At 42.8% G+C, this 15,629-nt stretch carries 16 protein-coding genes; 5 read left to right on the top strand and 11 right to left on the bottom strand.

Features of this window, described 5'->3' with window-relative positions:
- Positions 1-14 precede the first annotated feature (14 nt).
- Both ypdK and lpxP read right to left on the bottom strand, forming a co-directional pair.
- Positions 15-86, bottom strand: a complete 72-nt coding sequence (gene ypdK, locus EA14781_RS24425) for a membrane protein YpdK (RefSeq protein ID WP_010723117.1) — start codon at positions 84-86, stop codon at positions 15-17.
- 355 nt (positions 87-441) lie between these two features.
- Complete coding sequence (gene lpxP, locus EA14781_RS17915) at positions 442-1,362, bottom strand: kdo(2)-lipid IV(A) palmitoleoyltransferase (RefSeq protein WP_000484418.1); 921 nt, start codon at positions 1,360-1,362, stop codon at positions 442-444.
- A gap of 384 nt (positions 1,363-1,746) precedes the next feature.
- Here lpxP and EA14781_RS17910 point away from each other — a divergent pair, with 384 nt between their 5' ends.
- Entirely contained in the window at positions 1,747-1,989 is a 243-nt protein-coding gene (locus EA14781_RS17910; RefSeq protein ID WP_000639870.1) for a YfdY family protein, read from the top strand.
- Positions 1,990-2,343: 354 nt separating this feature from the next.
- Here EA14781_RS17910 and dsdA read toward each other — a convergent pair whose 3' ends face one another.
- Together dsdA and dsdX are read right to left on the bottom strand one after the other, a co-directional pair.
- Positions 2,344-3,672, bottom strand: coding sequence for a D-serine ammonia-lyase (gene dsdA / locus EA14781_RS17905; protein WP_000426387.1), 1,329 nt, complete (start codon positions 3,670-3,672; stop codon positions 2,344-2,346).
- Between the two features lie 17 nt (positions 3,673-3,689).
- The gene (gene dsdX, locus EA14781_RS23670; RefSeq protein WP_000105715.1) at positions 3,690-5,006 is read right to left on the bottom strand and encodes a D-serine transporter DsdX; all 1,317 of its coding nucleotides are present in this window, start codon (positions 5,004-5,006) and stop codon (positions 3,690-3,692) included.
- Positions 5,007-5,244: 238 nt separating this feature from the next.
- Between dsdX and dsdC the strand changes: the two genes are divergently transcribed.
- Positions 5,245-6,216 (top strand): DNA-binding transcriptional regulator DsdC, encoded by a 972-nt coding sequence (dsdC, locus tag EA14781_RS17895; protein WP_024164749.1) that lies wholly within the window; start codon positions 5,245-5,247, stop codon positions 6,214-6,216.
- Positions 6,217-6,479: 263 nt separating this feature from the next.
- On the opposite strand, the gene EA14781_RS17890 is transcribed toward dsdC, so the two are convergent.
- The gene (locus tag EA14781_RS17890) at positions 6,480-7,106 is read right to left on the bottom strand and encodes a recombinase family protein (protein WP_001102875.1); all 627 of its coding nucleotides are present in this window, start codon (positions 7,104-7,106) and stop codon (positions 6,480-6,482) included.
- Positions 7,107-7,469: 363 nt separating this feature from the next.
- On the opposite strand from EA14781_RS17890, the gene EA14781_RS17885 reads away from it, so the two are divergent.
- The 3 genes from EA14781_RS17885 to gapS6b all read left to right on the top strand — a co-directional run bounded on the left by EA14781_RS17885 (position 7,470) and on the right by gapS6b (position 11,712).
- Positions 7,470-7,676 carry a hypothetical protein gene (locus EA14781_RS17885; protein WP_000416087.1) on the top strand — a complete coding sequence of 69 codons (207 nt, stop codon included), beginning with the start codon at positions 7,470-7,472 and terminating at the stop codon, positions 7,674-7,676.
- A 409-nt stretch (positions 7,677-8,085) separates the two neighbouring features.
- On the top strand, positions 8,086-8,415 hold the full coding sequence (gene gapS6a / locus EA14781_RS17880; RefSeq protein ID WP_000346990.1) for a GapS6a family protein: 330 nt from the start codon (positions 8,086-8,088) through the stop codon (positions 8,413-8,415).
- 12 nt (positions 8,416-8,427) lie between these two features.
- The gene (gene gapS6b, locus EA14781_RS17875) at positions 8,428-11,712 is read left to right on the top strand and encodes a GapS6b family protein (RefSeq protein ID WP_000989353.1); all 3,285 of its coding nucleotides are present in this window, start codon (positions 8,428-8,430) and stop codon (positions 11,710-11,712) included.
- Positions 11,713-12,465: 753 nt separating this feature from the next.
- On the opposite strand, the gene EA14781_RS17870 is transcribed toward gapS6b, so the two are convergent.
- The 6 genes from EA14781_RS17870 to EA14781_RS17845 all read right to left on the bottom strand — a co-directional run bounded on the left by EA14781_RS17870 (position 12,466) and on the right by EA14781_RS17845 (position 15,589).
- Positions 12,466-13,323 (bottom strand): rolling circle replication-associated protein, encoded by an 858-nt coding sequence (locus EA14781_RS17870; protein ID WP_001250430.1) that lies wholly within the window; start codon positions 13,321-13,323, stop codon positions 12,466-12,468.
- Positions 13,324-13,586: 263 nt separating this feature from the next.
- On the bottom strand, positions 13,587-13,973 hold the full coding sequence (locus EA14781_RS17865; RefSeq protein ID WP_000105963.1) for a hypothetical protein: 387 nt from the start codon (positions 13,971-13,973) through the stop codon (positions 13,587-13,589).
- Positions 13,970-14,164, bottom strand: coding sequence for a MerR family transcriptional regulator (locus EA14781_RS17860; protein ID WP_000611588.1), 195 nt, complete (start codon positions 14,162-14,164; stop codon positions 13,970-13,972). Before EA14781_RS17860 ends, EA14781_RS17865 begins: the two co-directional genes overlap by 4 nt.
- A gap of 81 nt (positions 14,165-14,245) precedes the next feature.
- Positions 14,246-14,437 carry a hypothetical protein gene (locus tag EA14781_RS17855; protein ID WP_001176264.1) on the bottom strand — a complete coding sequence of 64 codons (192 nt, stop codon included), beginning with the start codon at positions 14,435-14,437 and terminating at the stop codon, positions 14,246-14,248.
- Positions 14,438-14,485: 48 nt separating this feature from the next.
- Entirely contained in the window at positions 14,486-14,677 is a 192-nt protein-coding gene (locus EA14781_RS17850; protein ID WP_000749077.1) for a helix-turn-helix transcriptional regulator, read from the bottom strand.
- A 156-nt stretch (positions 14,678-14,833) separates the two neighbouring features.
- On the bottom strand, positions 14,834-15,589 hold the full coding sequence (locus EA14781_RS17845; RefSeq protein ID WP_000164460.1) for a hypothetical protein: 756 nt from the start codon (positions 15,587-15,589) through the stop codon (positions 14,834-14,836).
- Positions 15,590-15,629 lie beyond the last annotated feature (40 nt).

The following is a 15,629-nucleotide window of genomic DNA, read 5'->3' as shown; positions in this document are numbered from 1 at the left end:
TGCACAGTTTGCTTTTAGATCATCAGGGCAAAAGTACCGGCCCAAACGATGACCATAAAAGAAATGCCCATAAAGAAATATTTCACTTTACATCTCTCCGCGTAATTTACTGTTACGCCTGAATGACTTCATTACACCTGCTACAGTGAGTTGACACCGGGCAAAACGACCTTAAAAGTTCTCTGTTTTGCCGTGGGCGCCACCCCAGAATTCTGAGCTAATCTGCTCGAGACGGCGCTAATGTACGCCTAAAAATGGGACGAAACAAGAGGCATTTTCTTATTTACTTTTAGTAACTTACGAGTGTCTCATATCGGCGACAGTTTAATTTCTGGCAGTAATAATTCACGATTCAGCGAAGGAAAAAACTTAAGAAAAAAGCCATAAAAACCATGAGGTTATTATGGCTGATTCGAGGAGGATGAGTGCAGCGGTTATTTGTTAAACGTATAACGACGCTTCGCCCACGGGACGGGTTTTAAAGCGGCGGTGGATCCAGAGATACTGCTCCGGCGCACGCATAATCTCTTTCTCAATAATTTTGTTCATGTAAGCAGCAGCCTGATTTTCATCTGCCGGATAACCTTGCATCTCCGGCGTAATAAACAGACGGTAACCGCTGTAATCGACTTTTCTCACCATCGTTACGGTTAGCATGGCTGCGCCAGAAAGGCGAGAGAGCACATAGGTACCGTTAGTCGTCGCGACATCTTTTACCGCGAAGAAAGGAGCGAAAGAGCTGCCTTTACGACCATAATCCTGGTCGGGGGCGAACCACACGGCTTCGCCTTTTTTCAGTGCGCCGACGATACCACGCAGATTATTTCTGCCGATCATCGCTTTATTAGAGCGCATGCGGCCACGTGTCTGCACCCACTCCATTAGCTGGTTATTATGCGGGCGGTAAGTGGCCATCATCGGCTGACACAGGCCCATCACGCGGCCACCCAGTTCCAGCGACATAAAATGCACGCCGACCACCATAACGCCGCGATTTTGCATTTGCGCGCGTTTGAGGTTATCCAGGCCATCAACATCAAACCATTTACGTACGCGATGATCGGGCCAGAACCAGGCCATTCCGGTTTCTACCAGCGCCATACCAAGCGCACGAAAGTTTTCAGCGATCATCTTCTCGCGTTGTTCAACTGAATATTGTGGGAAGCAAAGCTCAAGGTTTTTGCGCGCGATGGATTCACGACGTTTAAGAAACGGTCTGGCCATTGTGCCGATGCGTGTACCAAGAAAACACAGGGCAGGGTAAGGAAGCTGTACCCAAAGCCAGAGTACACCCAAACCAAACCACGTGAACCAGTAGCGAGGATGGAGAAACTCGCGAGAAAATTTGCGTTGTGGAAACATAGTTACCTTCTGTAGATACGCGTTGTTGTATCGCAGAAGATTTCTTGTCAACAGCGGTACACTCAATTGATTAGGCCATCATGTACGACAATGGTTCCTGTAAAGAGTGTAAAGACTAGTCAGGACAAAACCACGAGGAGCATGAATGCGGTCCTTCTACTTTATCATTAGCAGCCTGCTTTTCGCCACTGTTTATTAGTCACTCTGCGTGAATATATTTTAGTGTGATATTAGCGCCAGGCTAACATCTTGTTTTTATTTTATTGTCCGTAGGAAAAGAAAAAATCTCTGGCAAAGATTGCCAAAATTGCCAATGGTTAAGGATTGTCTTATTATTAAAATGATTGATGTTACAGGTTTTTTAGCGAGGCAGGAGGTTGAGCTATGATTTATTTATGGATGTTTCTCGCCCTTTGTATTGTTTGTGTCAGTGGATACATAGGACAGGTATTGGGCGTGGTATCAGCAGTCTCTTCCTTCTTCGGAATGGTGATCCTCGCCGCCATTATTTATTACTTCACTATGTGGTTAACTGGCGCTAATGAGCTGGTAACGGGCATATTTATGTTTATTGCTCCGGCTTGTGGTTTGATGATCCGTTTTATGGTGGGATACGGAAAACAATAACCTTGAAGGGCAGAAATATTTTGGCAGTGCTGGAATTAAATTATTCCAGCCTGCGCTGAACGTTCAGGCTAGCTTTGTTTTATATTGCTATTCATAGTTGGGAATTAAAAAACATCTCAATTCAACATAGTGTAAATAAAGATTATAAAAATCTCCAAGCTCCCGGATTGCATTTTTCTGAAATCACGCTGGAATTTTTTTATTTGAAATTGAAATAATCATTCATTGTTTTCTGGATGTTCATAAAATGCAATGAGTGATATCAGAACAAGGTCATTGACCGACTTTTATACGTTCATGATGAACTGATGAGACAGCATCGCTCATTCAGAGCGATGCTGCGTTGAAAAGTAATTAGCGGCCTTTTGCCAGATATTGTTTCATCTCTTCTTCCGGCACCATTCCACCTCCCGTCGCCCACACCAGATGAGTGGCATTACGCAGTTGTTCGGCGCTGAAACCATGCATCTGTTGGTAACTTACTGATGCGCACACGCGCTGAGGCCCTGCCATACCCGCCAGTGCCGAAGGTTCAAGACGAATGCCTTCTTCCTGCGCCAGCCAGCCAAGCATGTCATACATGGTTTGATCGCTAAGGGTATAGAAGCCATCCAGCAGACGCTCCATTGCCCGCCCGACAAAGCCCGATGCGCGACCAACCGCAAGGCCATCGGCAGCGGTAAGGTTGTCGATGCCGATATCCTGAACAGAAATCTGATCGTGTAATCCGGTATGGACGCCTAACAGCATACAAGGGGAGTGCGTTGGTTCGGCAAAAAAGCAGTGAACATGATCGCCAAACGCCAGTTTAAGTCCGAATGCGACGCCGCCAGGACCACCGCCAACACCACACGGCAGATAGACAAACAGAGGATTCTCAGCATCGACGATACGACCTTGCTGAGCAAATTGCGCCTTAAGACGCTGGCCTGCGACGGAATATCCAAGGAACAACGTGCGGGAATTTTCGTCATCAATAAAGAAACAGTTCGGGTCAGACTGCGCGGCTTTACGTCCTTCCTCGACGGCAACACCATAATCTTGCTCGTATTCCACGACCGTAACGCCATGGCTGCGCAGTTTCGCTTTTTTCCAGGCGCGGGCATCAGCAGACATATGCACAGTTACTTTAAAGCCGATGCGGGCGCTCATAATACCAATTGATAACCCCAGATTTCCGGTTGATCCCACAGCAATGCTGTATTGGCTAAAGAACTGTTTAAACTCCGGGGAAAGCAGTTTGCTGTAATCATCCTCAAGTGTCAGCAAACCCGCTTCCAGAGCCAGTTTTTCAGCATGGGCCAGGACTTCATAAATCCCACCACGTGCTTTTATGGAGCCGGAAATCGGCAAATGGCTGTCTTTTTTTAGTAGCAATTGCCCGGCGATCGGCTGGTGATATTCCTTTTCCAGCCGTTTTTGCATAGCTGGAATAGCAACCAGTTCTGATTCAATAATCCCCCCCGCGGCAGCCGTTTCAGGAAATGCTTTTGCCAGATACGGCGCAAAACGAGACAGGCGCGCATGGGCGTCCTGAACATCCTGTTCGGTCAGGCCAACATAAGGTAAACCTTCTGCCAATGAGGTGGTGCCAGGATTAAACCAGGTGGTTTCTTTAAGAGCAACCAGATCCTCTACCAACGGATACTGGGCGATGAGCGAATTCATTTTAGCGTTTTCCATAGTACGTCTCTTTGCGCTTAGATGATAAATGACAGCAGGAATGTGCCCGCCAGAGCGACGACCGAAGCGATAAATGTCGCTGTCGTATAGTATTTAAATGTTTCATTGAGCGTAGCGCCGCAATATTGCTTCACCAGCCAGAAAAGCGAGTCTGTCACGATTGTGCAGCCAATTGCGCCCGAACCGATGGCAATTGCAATAATTTCCGGGCTAATGTCGGGATACAGCGGCAGCATGGGTGCGACAATTGCCGTCGCTCCCATCATTGCTACGGTAGCGGAGCCCACTGTCGCATGCAGAATAAGCGCCACCAACCAGGCCAGAAGAATCGGGTGCATATGCATATTGGAGAGAATAACTGCCAGTGTATCCGCAAGACCGCTACTCTTCAGAATGGCGTTGAATGCGCCTCCGGCCCCGATAATCAGCAAAATATTGGCAATCGAACCAAAGCCGTTTTCTGTATGCGTGAGCATCGCCCCCATGCTCAGGTGCTGGCGTATGCCTAACACATAATAGGCGACAAACACAGCGATAAACATGGCAGTGATAGGGTTGCCAATAAACTCAAGCAAGGAATACAAACCGCTCTCACGTGCCATATTCAGTTCGGCAATCGTTTTCACCAACATCAGCGCAATGGGCAGCAGTACGGTGAATAACGTTGCGCTTAATGAGGGCAGCGTTTTTTCATTGCGAACTTTGAGATCGGCAAACTCTGTGGGTACAGGTTTAAAGGGCAGTCGTTGACCCAGAAATTTAAGGAAAAGCGGGCCGCCAATCAGTGATGCCATCAGCCCAACCAGCAAGCCGTAGACGATCACCGAGCCGATATCTGCGCCCAATTTATTGGCAACATACAAAGCCGCCGGGTGCGGAGGAACCACACAGTGAACGGCCATCAGCGCGGTACACAGTGGAATAGCCAGCTTTAACAATGAGGTATTGGTTTTTTTAGCAATTGAAAAAGCCAGAGGAATCAACAGCACAACGCCCACTTCAACAAACAGCGTGATGCCACAAATCAGGCCCACCAGCACCATAATGACATCAGCCGAAAGCCAGCGGCAGCGCTGGAGCGTCAGACCAATTCTTTCTGCCGCCCCGGAAACTTCCATCATTTTTCCCAGAATTGTGCCAAGGCCGATAACCGCAGCGAGAAATCCCAGCGTTCCGCCAATCCCACTTTCAATGGCGTTCACCATCTCCAGCGGCCCCATGTCCATCATCGCTCCCACGAAGAAGCTGGCCAGTAACAACGCCAGAAACGGGTGGAATTTGAACTTCACGATGGTCAGTACGATTAACACGATGCTGATAAGCAGCGTGCTCACAACCTAGATTTGAGAGTGCATATCTCACCTTCCCCTGTGATTAACCTGGTGATATTGGACAAAAAAACAACGCAGACTGACAAACGATAAAATTTGCCATTCACATGAGGTAAATCGAATCAAGAGAGTGATTTATGTCTAAAAATAGAGATGAAATGAGATATGATTCACTTTGTTTCACCTTAAAGCTGAATTTTCACTGTCATTTTTTTACACTCAGGAAAAAAATGAGGTGATTATGGAACCCCTACGTGAAATGAGAAATCGACTGCTTAATGGCTGGCAACTATCAAAACTGCATACTTTTGAAGTGGCTGCCAGGCATCAGTCTTTCGCCCTGGCGGCAGAGGAATTGTCGCTGAGTCCCAGCGCGGTAAGTCACCGTATTAATCAGCTGGAAGAAGAGTTGGGCATTCAGTTGTTTGTCCGTTCCCATCGCAAAGTGGAATTAACGCATGAGGGGAAACGTGTTTATTGGGCGCTAAAATCGTCGCAGGATACCCTGAATCAGGAGATCCTTGATATTAAAAATCAGGAGTTATCGGGAACCTTAACCTTGTATTCTCGTCCCTCTATCGCGCAATGCTGGCTGGTGCCTGCATTAGGTGACTTTACACGCCGCTATCCGTCGATTTCGCTCACTGTGCTCACCGGTAATGACAACATTAATCTGCAACGTGCCGGGGTCGATTTAGCGATTTACTTTGATGATGCGCCGTCAGCGCAACTGACTCATCATTTCCTGATGGATGAAGAAATATTGCCAGTGTGCAGTCCTGAATATGCCCAACGCCATGCTTTAACAAACACGGTAATTAATTTGCGCCACTGTACTCTGCTGCACGACAGACAGGCATGGAGCAATGACTCGGGCACGGATGAATGGCACAGTTGGGCACAACATTATGCGGTTAATTTGCCGACATCTTCGGGAATTGGCTTTGATCGTTCAGACTTAGCCGTCATCGCAGCGATGAATCATATTGGGGTCGCGATGGGCAGAAAACGTCTGGTACAAAAAAGGCTTGCCAGTGGTGAACTTGTCGCACCGTTTGGCGATATGGCGGTGAAATGTCATCAGCATTATTACATCACTACGCTGCCGGGAAGGCAGTGGCCGAAAATTGAGGCTTTTATTCACTGGTTAGAGAACAAGTCTGCCAGTCTGAAAACCACATTTCATAATGTATTAAACGGCGGGCATGGGTAAAAATCCGGCGGGTAAATTTATTTTATCCGCTTTTTACCCGTCTTAAGGTAACGAACTGATGATTCACTGACAGGGGAGATATTCAGGGGATTTTGCGAACTGATAAATGGTGTCCCCTGCAGGAATCGAAAAATCAATTAACAATTTGAATTATAATTAATTTTGTTTTCGATTTTGGTGGGTGCCCCAATGGGTGCCCCCAGGCGTTGTGGTCAGAAAAGCTGGTTTTAGCTGATGAAACAAGCCTGACGACCTTTCAAAGGTTATTCTGATTTTACGACTGACAGCTCACTTTTTATACGGTAGTAAGTCGCTCGGCTGATTCCTGCTGCCTTCATGATGAGTTCAGGTTTTACTCCTTGCTCCAACATCTCTTGAACGATCTCACGGGCTTCCTGATTTTTCTCCCTGCCAATGTATATGCCTTCGCTTTTAGCTCGCTCAATGCCTTGCTGTTGGCGTTTACGGCGTGTTTCGTAATCCTGCCGCGCCATTGTGGCAAGAATATCAATCAACATGGCATTTACGGCTCTCAGGATGCCGCTGGTTAGGTCATTACCTGTCATCTCGACCATCTGCCAGCTCGTTGGCAAATCCATTGATACGATGATTAACCCTTTTCGGTTGAGCGTGTCTTTCAGTTCAACCCATGCGCTATGTTCTAGGCGACTCAGACGATCTATAGCTTCCACTAGCAACAGATCGCCGGGCTGGGCTTCGGACAATAGCCGCATAAGCTCTACGCGCTCCAGCTTCGCCCCGCTAGCATTTTCTATGTACTCTCCAGCAATCTGCCAGCCTTTTAATTTTGAAAATTCACGTAGGCTGGTAAGTGCTCGATCAGCGTGTTGCCCCTCAGTTGATGCTCGGCAGTAAATTCTAACGTTCATTGCATTGTCTCAATAGGGTTATGAATACAAGTGCAAATGATACATAAGGTGTTTTGTGTAGTCAAAATGTTCCTAGGAAACCCTATTGAGACTTTGTATCACCTTGTCATTACGGTATACCCTATTGAGAGGGGGATGATAGCTGGTAGTTCCGGTTTACCGTTAATCAGGCATAACGCAAATTTGCGTTATGCCTCAAACATCAATGTTTACTCTTCCAACTGCCGCTATCTTGCTGGTTCTTGATAACCCTACTCATTGGGGGATAGTTGGAAGAAATAGCCCGACACCGCTTTACCCGTATGGGATAATCATTGACTGTAGCTGGTGGTCAGCCAATCTTAAACATGGAACTTATTGATTATGGAAAAGACACTGAAAGAGTTGCGTGAATGGTTGTTACTATCCCCTGGTTATCCCGAAAGCAATCTCGATCTGGAAAGATGGGGATATGATGACTACGCCATTATCGGTAATGTAGGTGATGCTGAGGCTATGCTGGGTTTGCCTCCAGATTGCCTGGAGATGGATAAGTCGCAGATTGTTTTCGACACTAGCGATCTTGAATAGCCTAAATCATCAATATACACCCCTCTGGGATGTGTTTACATGGTCGGATAAGACAAAATATGAGTATTCGCATCCAGTTGACTACCCATTTGCATGTTGCTTGACCATCTTCAGTAACATATGCAGAAGGGAGCGGGCAACCTTAAGCGAGAAGCGGATCTATCAGTCCTAAAGTGCAAAAGGGCGATCTAGTCACATTGAGACATTAATTACATTAGGGTATGTTAAGCCCATTGGCGGGCACTATGATGGGTTCAAGTAGGTAATCATCATTTAATGGACTAGTCCTATATAGCCAGAACACAGATAGCAAGTTCAGACACCATCTTTTGTACCTCGAAAACTCAAAAAGGATGGGTCAGTTTTAGTCGGCGACAACAGGTTTAAATAAGCAATTTAAGGGGGGGATATGGATTTTTTAACAAGTACTCTGCTATCAGGAATACTCTATGATGGGTTTAAGAACGGCGTTGCAATAACTACAGGTTTCTTGAAAGAAAAGCTACATGGATGGATTGTTGACGATACTTTATTGGAGACTTTAGCTTATAAAGTAAATACTCTTGAGCTTAAGGATTATGGAGAGCATGTTATCGAGCGAAAATTGAACGAATCATCAGAAATACAGCAAATTTTAAAACTGATTCAGCCTGAGCAAAACACGAATATTGGGTCAGTGACTCAGAATCACAGTGGTTCTGGTGATAACATTATTGGAAACAAAAATATATACAAATAGAAGAAATGGACGATGATGGTAGATCAAATACACAGTGGCGTAGGTGACAATATCATAGGTGACAAATACGAATATATAATTCGTAGTATTAAATCTAGGGATCTGCGGACTGTTATAGACAGTATAATGAGAGATATTTGCTATAGAGAATTAGGCAGAGTTCGTGAAAAGCTAGACGTTCTTAATAATATTCATTCATTAGAAAATGATGTATATCTACTATTGAATGCTTTGAATGTAAAGCTTGAGTTGGTAAAAGGCTCGATATCATCATCAAAAAATGATCTTCTAAAATTGCTACAGAACAATGACCTCCCTGGTGATGTTCGTGAGGTCATTACATCTATATTGATCGATTTGGAATCGAGAACCTCTGAAGAGTTAGCTAAAAAAAGATATTCAGATTTAAAAATAGATGGGTTCTATCTCAAAGAGGTGTTCTTTGAGCGATTAGCCTCAATGGAAGAGCTATCTAAAAGCTATCATAACACAGAGGTTTATGATTTATCCGAGCAAGAGTTAACTGGATTAGTTCGCGGTGCTTTAAGAGTCCAAGATTTTGTTTTTGCGTTTGAACTGGCTCAGAATCTGGATAAGTATTATTCATCCAATAATTCAAGGATTCTTCGGCTATACACTGAAACCTGTTTACTCATAACTCGAAACCAACGTAATCATTATGTTTCACTTAGTAAACAGGAAAAAGATAATGTTGACCGGTTAATAATCCAATTACTAGCTGATATTGATGACGGAAAAGATGATAGATATATCGCTGTTTTAACCAATTTGCTTAAACTTACCTATTTTTCAGATAGTCGACTTTATAATTTAGGAAAGTTGCATATTGATAAAGTTAGGGAGATAGACTCCTTTTCTGCGGAGTATCTAGAGCAGTCCTCAATAGGAATGAGCACTCCCGATATTAAATTTGAATTAGTATCTGATGTTTTGGATTTGGAAAAGTTTTCATTTCTTATTTTTGCTATTGAGAATAATCAGATGAAAGCTAAAGACGTAAATAACTGGATAGACAATGGAGGGATAATTGAAACAGGAGATGATTATATTAATTCCTTCTTGAACTTGTACCTTAGGGCGCTAGTATGTTCGGTTGACGATAAGAATGAAATCCAACTGCTGGATAAAAAAGCGCAAGATTTTTTAGAATTAGATTCTAAAAAGTTTATGCTAATAAACCCTGCGAACATATTAAACTTATGCGATAAATTTATTTTATGTAATTTACCATTGAACGCGGTTAATTATCTCACCCCATTGTTATCTGATGAAGCTTGGGTATCTCCGATTTTCGAATGTTATCTTAACGCTCTATTTCTCAGTGATAAGATTGATTTATTTTTAAATAAAATAAAGCACTTAGAACCATGCGATAAAACAGAGCTAATTTATTTAAGAGAAGCCCAAGTGTACGACCGATTAGATGAATATGAGCTATCAATAAAATCGATCAGATTTGCAATTGAAATTTCACCAAACAACCCTTATTCCTGGTACTTATTGCTGCACACATCAAGAAAAAATGGGGGGGATGCGCAGTTTCTTAAAGAAATTGTTTTTGAGATCCCAGAAGTTATTTTTTCTACCTACGATGAGTCAAAGATCACATTAGTTAATGAAATAGCGACTTATATTGATATACACATTGCGGAGAGAGTGCTTGTTGATTGGTTTGTCCAAAACCCAGTAAAAGTGGCAAAGCCTTTGACCCAGATTCACGCAAACTCATTGATAAATAGCCAAAAAGTTAATAGTAATCCACTTGTCCCTAATAAGTGTGGGGATGGTATTACATATTCTGATGGGTTTGAAACATTTACCCGAATTCTTGTACGTGACGTTGAGGCTAGTCATCCGTGCTTGTTAGAAATAGAGTCACCACTTGGACAGATTCTCGAGAATATGCAGGAAGGAGATTGTTCTGGTGACTTTACAATGATTAAGCGTGTGCCTCCTTACGTCGCAGTATTTAGGCAGGCTGTGGAGCTTCGCAGTAAAGGTAACGATGGTACTGATGTTTTCAGACAATTTTCTCTACCTCCTCATGAAGAGGAATTCATTCCTTATTTTGAGAATATTCTAAAACGATATTCTACGAAAGATAAAGAAAGGGATGCAGTATTGCATACCCCCAATATACCTTTAACGATGAAAGGCAATTTTACGGATCCTACAGACCCTGTAAGAGGGGCTATAACACATTTAACGTCAATTACATCAACCAAATATTTGAAGTTATTCAATAGTGGAGAAGAAACACCAAATAAGGTAATTATTGATGTGTATACGGCTGTTTATTTCTCATTAATGGGTTTTTCTTCAGCTGTAGTAGATTCGAATATAGAAATAATTGTATGTAAATATACAAAGCAAGTATTGGAAGGGTGGATTGAAAATATTCTAAGAGAAGACTACATGTCTATAGGTGTATCTGATAAAGGACTTTATAGAGTCACATCTGAAGATATTCGAAGGGATTCATGTGATTTTATTCATAATCTCCAGATATTACTTGAATTTGTAACAGTAGAACCGCTGAAACCAGCAGATACACCAGAGTTATTAGTTAAAGTAAGAGATTTGGTTGATTGGGCTGTTTACTCTACCTTCCAGCTTTCTATAGCAAATAGTATCCCATTGCTTAGCATTGACCATTTGATGTGTGAATTAGCGTATAGTTCAGAGTATCCAACGGCAAATATGAATTCCTTTGTCATGAGGATTTTAAACTCTTTATCTTTGCCGGAAAGAAAAAAAAGCATTCAAACTAACTTATCTTCGGGTACACCTGTTCCAATTTTGTATGATGATATATTATATCTCAGCCGCTCAGCAGAAATTTCTGATACATACTTAGTATTCAAGTTTATGGAAAAATATGGAGAAACCATTTCTGCAACAGGATCTTCTCTAAACTACCTAACTGCAATTGTGAGAAACGTAACAGTGATGGCTTGCATAGATGGAGCTATTTTAGCTGGTGGTAGAGCACACAATCCACGGTATGATGGATATGTTGAGCATGTTTTTAATTATTGCTGTCGCTCTGCAATAGTTAATCTGGATGGTGAAACTGCTGAACAAAGATTAGCATTACTAATCTATAATGTAATAGATATGCCTCGAAGAGTTCGTAAATACTTGGAATTGATATCATTGCTGACTACTGAGTTCACAATAGGACATTTTCTGGATATTAAAGCATGTAATGAGAGCCTGGTTGCTTGTCAGAATGGTAAAAAAATAGATGAGCAAGGGAGTATTGAAGCAAGTTAATCATTGTCAGATGAACTATTATAGTGATTGGATTTAGAACAATCAAAAATATAAATTGGTACAAGCTGTGTCCCTTAACCAATGATGTGACCTGCTCGTCATTGGTTTATTCCTAACGTCCGCTTTAGGCACAGCCGACTGCCAGGTACTGCCAGGTAAGGTATCAATATCGCCCGTCTGACCTGAGGATCATCATTGGATTTATTTTTGGGATGGTTAAGTAACATGTTAAAGGAAACTAACTCAGGTACAATTATGCAAAAAATTGCTTCTATGTGGTTTAAATTCACGACTGAGATTTCTACGTGAATTCAACCTAAGAAATACCGGTAAAATCGCTTATAAAGTTGATGTTATGTTGATGGTTTTTTTCTGGGGTTTTGATTGCCAGATATCTCTATTGGATTGTTTTTTATGTAATTAATGATGAGCTTAAGCGATGCCTGCTAACGTCAACACATTCTTATAAAGTGATTAATTTCTATAAGTACTTTTTCTAAAAAATTGATTTTTACGGATGGATGCCCATCAATGGAAAATCATTTTTTTCTAAGACTTTGATCTTTTATTGATGGTGTTAGTTGGGACTCCGGTCATCGAGCGCGATGCGCTCTTCTGACCGTTTCAATGGATAGGTTCGCCTTCTTGCGCCTCTCGCTGCGTTTGCCGCGCTCCGCGCTTTTGGCTGTTTGGCAGGCATATTTCTCTTATTATTGGTCGTTTTTTGCTCTGCCTTGTCACGATCTGTCACTACTAGTAGTAATGGTCATAACCTCCGCTTTCTCTTCTGGCTCTGGATGCTCTCACTCGTGCTTTTCTTAACATCCTTAACAGCGGGTGGGTTTGTACTTTGTTCGAGTTTATTATCTGTGAGGATAGTAACTCCCTACGCTCTGTCTCTGCCTCTTTGGTGACCGCTATCACTGATAAGTCCCAATCGTGCTTGCTAATTAACGGTGCTTCGAATGGGGCGATTGGTGAGCGATTTATGTCTTGCCGTTTTAATGTACGCTGTATCTGCCGCTTAGATTTGTAGTTGTCTTTCCTTGATGCCTGAACGGCTTTTAGTATGCGTCTTACAGCATGAAAGCCAGTGACAGAAAGTGTTTCTTTTTTTATCTCATGCCGCGCCCAGCCATTCGAATAACCCCAAACGCTGGCATCTGACCAATCATATAGGCTCTTGCTCGCCTCTCTATTAAAGTCATTTAACTTAGTTTCGGGCTTTGCCATGTAATCAATTTGTTTACCTATATGCTTGGTAGGCTCTGAATATTGCTGACCTTTCAAATCTAGATCCCACTGAGGAGGAACATTTGATGGGATTGCATTGTTTGCCAGTGTTACCCATTTGCTGACAATTTTGCCAGCTTGCCCATTAATGCTTCTTTCGTTCACCATGATTATTGCGTGTACATGCGGCTCTGACTGGTGTTGAGCCCACTCCATGACGTAAACCCACTGATTGCCTTTCGAAGTCAACCATCTGGTAAGTGCCTTTAACGCTTTGTTGAATTTCTCTGGCGTTGTTCCCTTAACGGGTCTGAAGGTAAAGGAGTAGGGGATACCACTAGTTGATTCGACATCCAGAGTAAACAAAGCTCGCCTCATTGTACGCCATTTCTTCTTTGTCCAGGCTGGTGGTATGCAGTGGTTAGCCTTTGATGATTGGCGTTTATTCTCTGCCTTTAATTCATTACGTTTGTGCGTAACTGATTTCACATAAGCTAATGTGCGACCATTGATGTGATTGATTACGGCTTGTGATTTTGTGGATAGACTCGCGTCTTTATCGTATAATTTCATGTGTAAAGTTCATATATTTCAATTGCTTCAAAGCCGACTCTCGCAAAGTCGGCTTTCTGCTTTGTCAATCACAGGTATTTGGTTTCAATACCCTTGTAAACAGTTCTAAGCGTGTCTTCAGGCACTTTACCCACCAGCCCACGCAACAACGACAACGTTATGTTTACCTTACGCAATGTCTTTACATATCTGGCGTTCGTCCTCCAGATCTTCAATGTTTCGTCTTTATCGCTGTGGTATGCTTCTAAATTGCGTTCTGTGACGTGATACGCCCCTGTTTTAAACTGCTCAACAGGAATTCCCCAATCGTTGCGTAACAGCGTTAAAACGCGACTACGTTCGTGATTTCCGGCTTTCCTTAATATGTCGTCAAACTCTTTTGGGGTAAGCTTCCTGCCACTTAGTAGGATATCGCGTATATTCGCGGCGACCTGAGAGCGTGTAAGAGTGCTCATTTTTGTCCCCCCAGAAATCTGTCGGCAAATTGATCAAGGCTGGAGGCAAGCCACACCCGGCGCTTGCGACCATTGATGGTCTGATTTATATAGGGAGGAAAGCTTCGGATATATCGCTTTAACTGATAGAAGCGTGACAGACAGACGCCAAGATATTCTGCTGCGTCTTTAGCGGTCAGGTAATTAATCATTTTATTCCCTTACTGTTGTACCAAAATGCAATACGGAGGAGACTTCCTGTCTCCCCAAATTACTCTACAATTTTTGTGCGATTAAATCAGATCTATTACTAAGTAATCATCGCCAGAGGCAATGCCGATAGCTTTTCCACCGCTGGTGGATTTCACATCATAAACCCTGGTGCTGGTGCTCACCTTTTGTGGCTCTGATCTAATCAGTGCCGCGAAGGTTTCAAAATCAACATGGGTTACGTTCAGCTTTTGATTGGTAGGTTTCAACTGCATTCTTAATACCTAATAACGTATTGTTTGTATCCTGTTTGTTTCTGTTCTTTAGTTGCTACGCGATTCGGCTATACGTTGATCGATCCAGTCATCGATCTCGCTTTCAATAAAAGCTATTGCGCGAGCACCAATCTTGACTGATTGGGGGAATTGTCCTCGGCTCATCAGAGCATATACCCACGCCTTGCTATAGCCAGTGCGTTTCAAAACCTCAGATAGCCGAATCAGCGACTTTTTCATATCTACCTCGTAATACGTTGCTTGACTATGTGAGATAGTAAATCATTGTTTTTTTAAGTTTTCTGTGAATTTGGAGAAAAAATTTTTGGGAATAGAATTACCCCAAATTGGGCGTTATTTTTTAGTTCTAACGCACAATTTGGGAACATCCTTCCTTTATTTTGGACGCTTTTTGGTTGCTTTGTTCTTAAATTTGGGGGCGTACTTATCCAAAGCGTTCGTTAGCAATCTCCGAAATGTATCTGGGTGGGTATCGCTGTCTTCATCGTTCCCGAATATTATGTTGTTTTCTATTACTTGGGCACTAACCCTATTGATACTAAGGTTTCCTCCACTATGGAAATCTTTGCTTGATTCAAATAAGGCAATCGCCATTCCGGCGATCATCTTTAAAGCCGTATCTTTTCCTCTCCAGTTTTGTTCTCTTTCTACTTTTTTTGACAGTGCTCCAATTTCTGGTTCGTTATCTGGAACATTCATATCCAGTTCTGGGAAGAAGTTCACAACCTCGGATCGCTTGAAATAAAACGAATCGTAAGACCCATACCAATCATCCTCATCATCGTGATATAAAAAGTCTTCTCCTTTCCTAACGTTGAAAGTCCCTTCTTCCCCCGGTATCGGGCTCTCCCTGTATTCATGCCCCATAGCCAGAAGACCTAAAAACTCCACACACTGCTTTTCAAAGTCTTCATTTGTCGTAAAACCAGATACCCAATCGAACTGATAAAAGCCCAGCCCCCCTAAAGTATCTGGTTTAGTCTTGCTCAATCTGTAGTTACTTAAGATAGCGGCAGCTATCATTCTTTCATTTTCATTGTTTAGTCTTGCCAGTTCGCTGATCAGATTACCAAACCAGATTTTATCTTCTGACTCGTTATAAAACGCATCTAGTCCTGTCATCTTAGTCACGGCGTGTTCTCCTTCCGAACTCGTAAGGGCTTATTGTCAC

The organism is Escherichia albertii NBRC 107761 = DSM 17582, assembly GCF_000759775.1.
Lineage (GTDB): Bacteria > Pseudomonadota > Gammaproteobacteria > Enterobacterales > Enterobacteriaceae > Escherichia > Escherichia albertii.
Note: the sequence above shows the minus strand (reverse complement) of the source record. Positions and strands in the feature narration are given on the sequence as shown.